We start from the raw sequence: 9,431 nt of genomic DNA, 5'->3' as shown, positions 1-9,431 counted from the left end.
AGATGCTACCCGCCCGAAGGCAAACCTTGGGAACACTTCAGCGGCATAATAAAGTCTATATTATTATAAAAAGAAGCTTTTTATTAATTTTTAACGCCGTATTAATCAAATATTTTATTATAAAAAAATAAGCCCTTAATAACTTGCGGGCTTTTGTTTTTTTGGTTTGGGGTTATTTACTGTCTTATAACTTTGGATTTATTGGTTTTTTTGGTTTTGGATTATTTGTTTATATTTGATAAGTTCTTGTTTGGCGCGGGCAAGGTCGTGTTCTTGGTAGTTGCCGCATTCTTGGGCGGTCGCGCCCGGGACTGTCGCAAATTCTTGGCAGCGGTCAATGGATTTTATGACCAAATCTTTGGCGGCGTCATAATCTATGTCCACCAGCAGCAAGTCAAAGCCCGTGCGGCAGCCCATAGGCCCAAAATATAAGACCAAATCGGCGTATTCGCTGTTTCGTATGGTCGCCGCCAAGATGTGCTCAATAGTGTGTATTGCCGCGTTGTCCAAATAATCGCCCTGGTTGGGACGGCGGAACCTTAAGTCATAGGTATAAATTTTGCGCCCCGATATGTCTTGGACCGTAGTCAGATAAAAGCCTACATCGTGCTTAGTGTGGTCAATCATAAACGACGCTATTGGTTTAAGTCCGTTTTTCATAAAATTATTATAAAATAGTCAAAAATCTTTTGTCAATATAAAATTATGTAATGACTTAAAAGCGGTTATTTGATATAATTAAAAATAATGTTTAAGAAAAAAATTTTGGCATTAGTTTTGTAAGGAGAAAATAATGATTTTTCTAAAGATAGGTGTTGTGGAAATAATCGTCATAGTGTCCGTAGCGATAGTCTTGCTGTTGCTTTTGTATATTGTTATAACGGTCAACGGCTTCAAAAAATGCCTAATCAAAATCGCCCAAGCCGACACGGAAATAGAAACAAGTTTATCCAAAAGGTATGAATTGCTAACAAAAGCGCTTGATATTGCCAAAAAATACGCAAAAGACCCAAAAGAAGCGTCCTACGAGGCGATAGAGGTTGAAAAAAATATGGCCGCCGAACAAGAACTCCAAATAAAAAACCAATTGGATATAATGAGCGGCAATCTTAATGATTTGGCTAAAAGTTATCCCGAACTTAAGAACGACAAGGATTTTGCCAATCTTTTGGCGGATATTAAAAACAGCGAAAAGAGCCTGAAAGAGGCTATAGAGCTTTATAACTCCAAGGTTACGCATTTTAACCAAAAATTAGTGTCCTTTCCCGCCAAAATAATCGCCAAAATAATTAACCTAAAACCTGTAAAATATTTTGGCGCCCCAAACCATAAGGTTAAGATATAAATATTTATAAGAATAAAAACCTTATAAGATTTTTTAAGCGCCCGTTTTTTGAGCTTTTGGGCGCTCTTTTTTAAGGCGTAAATATTAAAAAAATCAATGCTTTAACTTGGTTTTTGCTGAACTTTTTAACTTAATAAAAAGCGTTATTTATGATAATATATTGCTGTCAAAAAAACTTACAAAGGATAACTATGGGGAAATTCAAAAAAGCGTTAAATTATCTTTCCACACACGGTCTTGGGTTTAGAACGCTAAAAACAATGCTGGCGATCGCTTTGTGTTTGTTGATAGCTTTCTTTGCAGATTATGAGGATGTGTATAATGTTTGCGCTGTGGCGCTGCTTACAATGCAAATAACACCCAAAGAATCTATTAAATTGGGCCTCCATAGGCTTATAGGCACGGTTATAGGCGGCGTCATCGGAACGGGCATGCTTTATTTTAGCATCGCCACGGGCGTTCATCCTTATATTTTGACGGTTTTTGCCGTGGGATTGACCATTTTTACTTGCAATATCATCAATATAAAGGGCGCGTCGGCTATATCCGGTTTGGTTGTTATGCTTATCTTGATAACCCCTTTGGATGTAGAGCCTACATATTTATTTCCGATAGAAAGAACGCTTGAGACAATAGTAGGAATTGTAATCGCAGTCGCGGTAAACTATTCGTTCAAAAGCAAGCCCTCGGACCTTAACCCGGATGCGCCCAAAAGCCTCTCAAGCTAAAAAATTAGTAAATATTTTTTTATTTTTTGAATAAATTATTCTAACGATAAAAAAGCGTTAAAGGCTTTGGACGCTGGCTAAAAAAGCCTTTGGTAATGGTTTTTTATTTGAAAAGCCGTAGATAAAATAAAATTATTAAGATTATAACAAGACATCTTAAGGCGCTTGGAAAAATCTTGACAAAAAATTAAGCAACATTTATGCTTATTTTGGGAAAATAAAGATTAAAGGATAAAGTGGCTTGAATGTAATTTTCACTAAGTTTAAAGAAGTCTTATTTTCTGTATTGCCTATTTTTGTTTTGGTATTGCTTTTGCATTTTACTAAAATAACCCCTTTGGATACTAAACTACTTATCAGGTTTATTATTGGCACGGTTTTGATATTGCTGGGACTTACTTTGTTTTTGATAGGCGTGGATATCGGAATAGCGCCGCTTGGAAGCCTTACGGGCAAATCCTTAGTCAAGTCTAATAAGCTATGGCTGGCGATAATCGCCGCGCTGCTTTTGGGCTTTTTGGTGTCCATAGCCGAGCCGGGCTTGATAGTGTTTTCCAATCAGGTCGGGGTGGTTACCTCGTCCAAGATACCCGGCATTTTGGTTTTGGTTGTGGTGTCTGTCGGGTTTGCGCTTTTGATGTCGTTGGGATTTGTCAGGTTTTTTTATAATATACCTTTATATGTTTTGTTTTTGGTAGTGTATGGAATTATTTTTATTTTCGCGCTGTTTGCCTCGCCTGAGTTTTTGGCGATAGCCTTTGACGCCTCGGGATCGACCACGGGCGTTTTGGCCGTTCCCTTTGTTTTGGCGCTGTCAATAGGAATGTCCTCCTTAAAAAAAGACAGCAAGGCGTCCGAAAACGACAGCTTTGGCTTGGTCGCTACCGCGGGGACGGGCGCCGTTCTTTCAATATTGATATTAAATTTGTTTTATAGAAACACCCAGTTTACGGGCAGTTTGGATTTGGACAATCCCGGTCCGGGCTCTATAATAAAAGCGTTTACGGATATATTATTAACTTACTTTGGTCAAAGCGCTTTGGCGATAGCGCCGTTAACCGTTATTTTGATTATTCTCCAAATAGTTGTCTTTAAGCTCAGCAGAAAACAGTTTAGGCGAATGCTTACGGGATTTATATTTGCCTTTTTGGGATTGTTTATATTTTTGGTCGGTGTCAACGGCGGATTTATGGAGATAGGCATAAGCATAGGCAACAGCTTGGCGCTTAAAGAAAACAAGGCGTTTATAATAATTATAGGACTGTTTTTGGGCGTCGTGACCATTTTGGCGGAACCCGCCGTGCATATTTTGACGCACCAAATAGAAGATGTTACCAGCGGTTATGTGTCCAGAAAGGCGGTTTTGGTAGCGCTGTCAATCGGCGTGGGATTGGCCGTTATGCTGTCCGTTATCAGGGTTTTGGTCCCCCAAATTCAGTTATGGCACTATTTATTGCCCGGATATGTTATTTGCTTGATATTGATGTTTTTTGTGCCCAAACTTTTTATCGGCATGGCTTTTGACGCCGGCGTGGTCGCCACAGGACCGATGACGGCGACATTTAGCTTGGCGTTTATACAGGGGGCGGCAAACGCCTTCGCAGAGGCCAATGTTTTGACCGAAGGTTTTGGAATGATAGCCATGGTGGCGCTGTTCCCCATTTTGACTTTGGAAATTTTGGGCTTGGTGTTTAAGATTAAGTCAAAAGTGAAAGGAGTTTCAGTAGACTGATGAATAAGATAATGAATATGCCCAAATTTGAAATAATTTATATTATCGTAAATCATGGAAAGGGCAGCAAAGTATTGCGCAAGGCTAAAGAATACGGAATGCGCGGCGGCACGGTCTTTTTGGGGAGGGGAACTGTAAACAACGCTTTTTTGAAGTTTTTGTCCTTATACGATGTGAGAAAGGAAATAATCTTGATGGGCGCCGATACCCAAACCGCCGAAAACGCGCTGGAAGCCTTAAGCCAAAAATTTCGTTTTGACAAGCCCCACCATGGAATAGCGTTTACGGTAAGCGCGTGCAATATTATTGGGTCTAGCTGTTATAGGAACGAAGAAAACCAAAAATCAAAAGGAGCAAGCAGTCCTATGTATCAACTTATAATCACCATAGTTAACAAAGGAAAAGCCGAAGAAGTAATTGACGCCGCAAGCGCCGCCGGCTCAAAGGGCGGAACGATCTTAAACGCGCGCGGCTCAGGCATACACGAAACGGCCAAAGTGTTTAATATGGAAATAGAGCCCGAAAAAGAAACCGTTTTGATATTGTGCAAGGCCGAAATCACCAAGGGCATAGTGGAAGCGATTTATAAAAACCTTGAGCTTGATAAGCCCGGCAACGGCATAATATTTGTCCAAGATGTAAACGCCGCTTACGGAATCTATGAAGATTAACAGGCGTATAGCTTAGGGCAAGGTTTTTTTAAAAATAAATCAGGGCGTAATTTTAAACATATAATTTTAGCCATTTATAATATAAAGATAGGGAACTTTATTGTTCTCTATTTTTTTTTATTTTTATTGATTTTTGCCAAAAAATAGCGCGAAAAATATATGTATTGTATTTTTACCCATAATAAAAAAAACGCCTTTTTAATTTTTTTTTGTATTTTGGCTAAAATTTAATAAATAACATAACAATATAAATGAAAATTATTTTTAAATAAACATTGTAAAAATGTTTGATATTGCTAGGTAAAAATGATATTATATTAAGCACATAAACTAATTATGAGTTTATTGCAACGACTGACCTATCAGATATCAATCTCTGAAAAAAGGCCATGCGGACAGCCAAGGTCAAAGCCGAAATCGGCAACTTTTGTTGCCTTATTAATTATGAATAATAAGCTTGTGCAAAAAAAAGACACAACTTGAAAATTAATAAGAGTATTAAAAGTGTTATTGCTAAATAGACTCTATGAAAAAATATATAAGAAAAACTATATATATTGAAATTCTCAGGTTGTAGATCTGAGAATTTTTTGTTGTGAGAAAAAATGAGCCAAAGAAGACAAAAGCGCGCGCCTATCGTGGAAGCGTTGGAAGAGTTTAAAAGGGCGAGGATTATGCCGTTTGATGTGCCCGGGCATAAAAGAGGCAAGGGCAACAGCGAACTGACCGATTTTTTGGGCGAAAAGTGCGTGAGTATTGACGCCAACTCGCAAAAATGCTTGGACAACTTGGGGCATCCGGTCTCGGTCATAAAAGAGGCCGAAGAAATAGCAGCCGAGGCTTTTGGCGCAAACCACGCTTTTTTGATTGTTAACGGCACATCTTCGGCCGTTCAGGCGATGATATTATCCGTTTGCAAAAAGGACGACAAAATAATTTTGCCGCGCAATGTCCACCGCAGCGCGATTAACGCTTTGGTTTTGTGCGGCGCTATCCCCGTTTATGTCAATCCGCAGCTAAACCAGCAGCTTGGCATATCCTTGGGCATGAGCATGGCGGACTTTGAAAAAGCGATAATTGAAAATCCCGACGCCAAAGCGGTTTTTGTAAACAACCCCACATATTACGGCATTTGTTCCAACCTAAAAGCCATAACGGACTTAGCGCACAAATACGGGATGAAAGTGCTTGTGGACGAGGCGCACGGGACGCATTTTTATTTTCATGACAGCCTCCCACCGTCCGCTATGGAAGTGGGCGCCGATATGGCGGCTGTGAGCATGCATAAATCGGGCGGGTCGTTGACCCAAAGCTCGCTATTGCTTACGGGCAAAAACATCAACCACGACTATGTAAGACAAATTATCAACCTTACCCAGACCACAAGCGCTTCGTATATATTAATGAGCAGCCTTGATTTGTCGCGGCGCAATTTGGCTTTGCGCGGCGAGAGCATTTTCGCGCGCGTTATTGAGCAGGCGGAATACGCCCGCGAAGAAATCAACCATATAGGCGACTATTACGCCTATTCCAAAGAGCTTGTCAACGGCGACACCATATACGATTTTGATATTACCAAACTTTCGGTCAATACGCTTAATATAGGACTGGCGGGAATAGAGGTTTATGACATCTTGCGCGACGAATACGATATCCAGGTTGAGTTTGGCGACCTTGGCAACTTCTTGGCGTATATTTCGGTAGGCGACAGGGACCGCGATATTGAAAGGCTGGTCGGCGCTTTGGCCGAAATTAGGAGGCTTTACAAAAAGAGCAAGCTGGGAATGCTGGAGCAAGAATATATCAATCCGCATGTTATAATGACTCCGCAGGCGGCGTTTTATTCAGAGAAGGTTATGTTGCCGCTGGACAAATGCGAGGGCAACATCAGCGCCGAGTTTGTAATGAGCTATCCGCCCGGAATACCCATTTTGTCGCCGGGCGAGCTAATAACCAAGCAGATAGTGGAATATATTAAATACTCAAAAGCCAAAGGATGTTTTTTGACCGGCACAATGGATATAAATGTTGAGTATATCAATGTGACAAAGGAGTAGAAATGGAATTATGGTTTAGCGAAAAACACACCAAAAATGTGCGGTTTTCAATCAAGATTGACAAACAGCTTTTTAGCGAAAAGACCGAGCATCAGCGCATTGATGTGTTTGAAAGCATTGATTTTGGCAGATGTTTGGTTTTAGACGGTTCCGTGATGTTTTCCGAAAAAGACGAGTTTGTTTATCATGAGATGATTGTGCATCCGGCTTTGGCGGTCCATCCAAACATTAAGTCGGTATTGGTGATCGGCGCCGGCGACGGCGGCGTCGTTCGCGAGCTATGCCATTATTCTAGCATTGAGCAGATTGATTTGGTGGAAATTGACCAAATGCTTATTTTCGCGGCAAAAAAGTTTTTGCCCAAATCCAGCTATAAGCTAAGCGACCCGAGAGTGAACATAATTATCTCGGACGGGTTAAAGTTTGTGCGTAAATGCGAAGACAAATACGACCTTATAATAGTGGATTCGCCAGACCCGTATGGTCCGGCTGAGCCGCTGTTTACCAAAGAGTTTTATGGCAATTGCTATAAGGCGCTCAAAGAAAACGGCATAATGGTCAACCAGCACGAAAGCCCGTTTTACGAGCCTGACGCGCTTGCCATGCAAAAGGTTCACAAAAATATATATAAGACATTTGAGATTTGCCGCGTTTATCAGGCGCATATCCCCATTTATCCGTCGGGGCATTGGTTGTTCGGGTTCGCTTCCAAAAAGTATCATCCGCTGAAAGATCTCAAGGAAGATTACTGGAATAGTCTTAACATAAAAACAAAATACTATAATACAAACCTCCACAAAGGCGCTTTTTATTTGCCCAACTATGTAACGGAGCTTTTGGAGCATGTTGAATAAGAAAAATATTTTTATCGGCTGTGGAAGCGATTACCAAACGGCCAAGTTTGTATTGTTTGGGGCGCCTTTTGACGGCACGACCACTTACCGTCCGGGCGCGCGCTTTGCGCCCAAAAGAATGCGCGAAGAAAGCTACGGCATAGAGACATACAGTCCGTATTTGGACAAGGACTTATCTGAAATTAATGTTTTTGACGCAGGGGATTTGGACTTGCCTTTTGGCAGCGCCCAAAAAGCGCTTGGCCAAATCCAAGAGTTTGCGTATAAAATTTTGTCGGACGGCAAAATACCCGTAATGATAGGCGGCGAGCATCTTGTGACCTTGGCGGCGGTCAAAGCTATAAAGCAAAAATGTGACGATTTGTATGTGATTGACTTTGACGCGCACGCGGATTTAAGGGACGAGTATTTGGGCGAAAAACTTTCGCACAGCACGGTTATGAGAAGGGTTTGCGAAGTTTTGGGACCTAAAAAAATTTTCCAATACGCCATCCGTTCGGGGGAGAGAACAGAGTTTGAATACGCCAAAGATAATACATATTTGACCAAGTTTGTTATAAAAGACTTAAAAAAAGCTATTGACATAATAGGCGACAAGCCCGTTTATCTCACTTTTGACCTTGATTGTTTGGACCCGTCGGAGTTTGCCGCGACCGGCACGCCCGAAGCCGGCGGGGTCAGCTTTGAGGAGCTTCGCGAGGCCGCGGCAACCTTAGGAAAATTAAATGTGGTCGGCTGCGATATAACCGAATTATGCCCCCCTTATGACACAAGCGGAACTTCAATTGCGCTTGCTTGTAAATTCTTGCGAGAACTGCTATTATCAATATAAAACAAGGAGGGAGAAAAATAAAATGAAAGCGATGATAATCGGATGCGGAGGCGTGGCGACTGTCGCCGTCCATAAGTGCTGCCAAAACAGCGAAGTGTTTAGCGAGCTTGTGATCGCCAGCAGGACAAAGTCCAAGTGCGACGCTTTGGCCGAAAAGCTAAAACACAGCAAGACCAAGATTTATACCGAACAGGTTGATGCCGATAAATTGGACGAGCTTGTGGCCTTATTTAACAAGCATAAGCCCCAAATAGCGATGCATTTGGCGCTGCCTTATCAGAACTTGACCATAATGGAAGCGTGCTTGCGCGCTAAGGTCCATTATCTTGACACGGCTAATTACGAACATCCCGACAACCCGCACTTTCAATATGAAGAACAATGGTCCTATCACGACAGGTTTAAGGAAGCGGGCATAATGGCGTTATTGGGCAGCGGTTTTGACCCGGGCGTTACCAGCGTTTTCGCGGCGTATGCCCAAAAGCACCATTTTGACGAAATCCACGAAATAGACATACTGGACTGCAACGGCGGCGACCATGGCTATCCTTTTGCGACCAACTTTAATCCTGAGATCAATATACGGGAAGTAAGCGCCAAAGGGCGTTATTGGGAAAACGGCAAATGGATAGAAACCGAGCCTATGGAAATAAAAAGGGAATATGACTTTGAGGGCATAGGCAAAAGGGATATGTATTTGATGTATCACGAGGAACTGGAAAGCTTGGCTAAATATATTAAGGGCGTAAAAAGAATAAGGTTTTTTATGACATTTAGCCAAAGCTATTTGACCCATCTTAAGTGCCTTGAAAACGTTGGGATGACCTCAATAAAACCCGTCAAATTCCAAGGCCAAGAAATTGTTCCGCTTCAATTTCTAAAAGCCGTATTGCCCGACCCGGCGAGTTTGGGTCCGCGCACCAAAGGCAAGACCAATATAGGCTGCATATTTAAGGGCATCAAAGACGGCAAGCCTAAGACATATTATTTGTATAATATTTGCGACCATCAAGAATGTTACCGCGAGGTAGGCTCGCAAGCGGTTTCATACACTACGGGCGTGCCCGCGATGATAGGCGCTATGCTTATCCTAAAAGGTATTTGGAAAGGCGAGGGCGTATTTAATATGGAGCAGCTCGATCCCGATCCTTTTATGGACGCGCTGAACAAGTGGGGCTTGCCCTGGAAAGAAAATTTCAATCCCGTATTGGT

General features: G+C 41.8%; 9 protein-coding genes. 8 read left to right on the top strand and 1 reads right to left on the bottom strand.

Going from position 1 to position 9,431, the window contains the following annotated elements; genetic code table 11:
- Positions 1-198 precede the first annotated feature (198 nt).
- A complete protein-coding gene (locus tag GX756_04565) occupies positions 199-660 on the bottom strand; it encodes an S-ribosylhomocysteine lyase (protein NLC17134.1) in 462 nt (153 codons plus the stop codon).
- 133 nt (positions 661-793) lie between these two features.
- Between GX756_04565 and GX756_04560 the strand changes: the two genes are divergently transcribed.
- The 8 genes from GX756_04560 to GX756_04525 form a co-directional block, all read left to right on the top strand.
- Positions 794-1,345, top strand: a complete 552-nt coding sequence (locus tag GX756_04560; GenBank protein NLC17133.1) for a LemA family protein — start codon at positions 794-796, stop codon at positions 1,343-1,345.
- Between the two features lie 191 nt (positions 1,346-1,536).
- The gene (locus tag GX756_04555) at positions 1,537-2,073 is read left to right on the top strand and encodes a hypothetical protein (GenBank protein NLC17132.1); all 537 of its coding nucleotides are present in this window, start codon (positions 1,537-1,539) and stop codon (positions 2,071-2,073) included.
- Positions 2,074-2,314: 241 nt separating this feature from the next.
- Positions 2,315-3,805, top strand: coding sequence for a DUF1538 domain-containing protein (locus GX756_04550; GenBank protein NLC17131.1), 1,491 nt, complete (start codon positions 2,315-2,317; stop codon positions 3,803-3,805).
- The gene (locus tag GX756_04545) at positions 3,805-4,476 is read left to right on the top strand and encodes a P-II family nitrogen regulator (GenBank protein ID NLC17130.1); all 672 of its coding nucleotides are present in this window, start codon (positions 3,805-3,807) and stop codon (positions 4,474-4,476) included. Before GX756_04550 ends, GX756_04545 begins: the two co-directional genes overlap by 1 nt.
- Positions 4,477-5,081: 605 nt before the next feature.
- A complete protein-coding gene (locus GX756_04540; GenBank protein NLC17129.1) occupies positions 5,082-6,533 on the top strand; it encodes an aminotransferase class I/II-fold pyridoxal phosphate-dependent enzyme in 1,452 nt (483 codons plus the stop codon).
- A 2-nt stretch (positions 6,534-6,535) separates the two neighbouring features.
- The gene (gene speE / locus GX756_04535; GenBank protein ID NLC17128.1) at positions 6,536-7,387 is read left to right on the top strand and encodes a polyamine aminopropyltransferase; all 852 of its coding nucleotides are present in this window, start codon (positions 6,536-6,538) and stop codon (positions 7,385-7,387) included.
- Complete coding sequence (speB, locus tag GX756_04530) at positions 7,377-8,219, top strand: agmatinase (protein ID NLC17127.1); 843 nt, start codon at positions 7,377-7,379, stop codon at positions 8,217-8,219. The genes speE and speB overlap by 11 nt, the downstream gene beginning before the upstream one ends.
- Before the next feature lie 22 nt (positions 8,220-8,241).
- A partial coding sequence (locus GX756_04525) for a saccharopine dehydrogenase family protein (GenBank protein NLC17126.1) occupies positions 8,242-9,431 on the top strand: 1,190 nt, incomplete at its 3' end.

This window comes from Clostridiales bacterium (assembly GCA_012512255.1).
In the GTDB taxonomy this organism is placed as follows: domain Bacteria; phylum Bacillota; class Clostridia; order Christensenellales; family DUVY01; genus DUVY01.
This window is presented reverse-complemented; position numbering and strand designations above follow the sequence as displayed.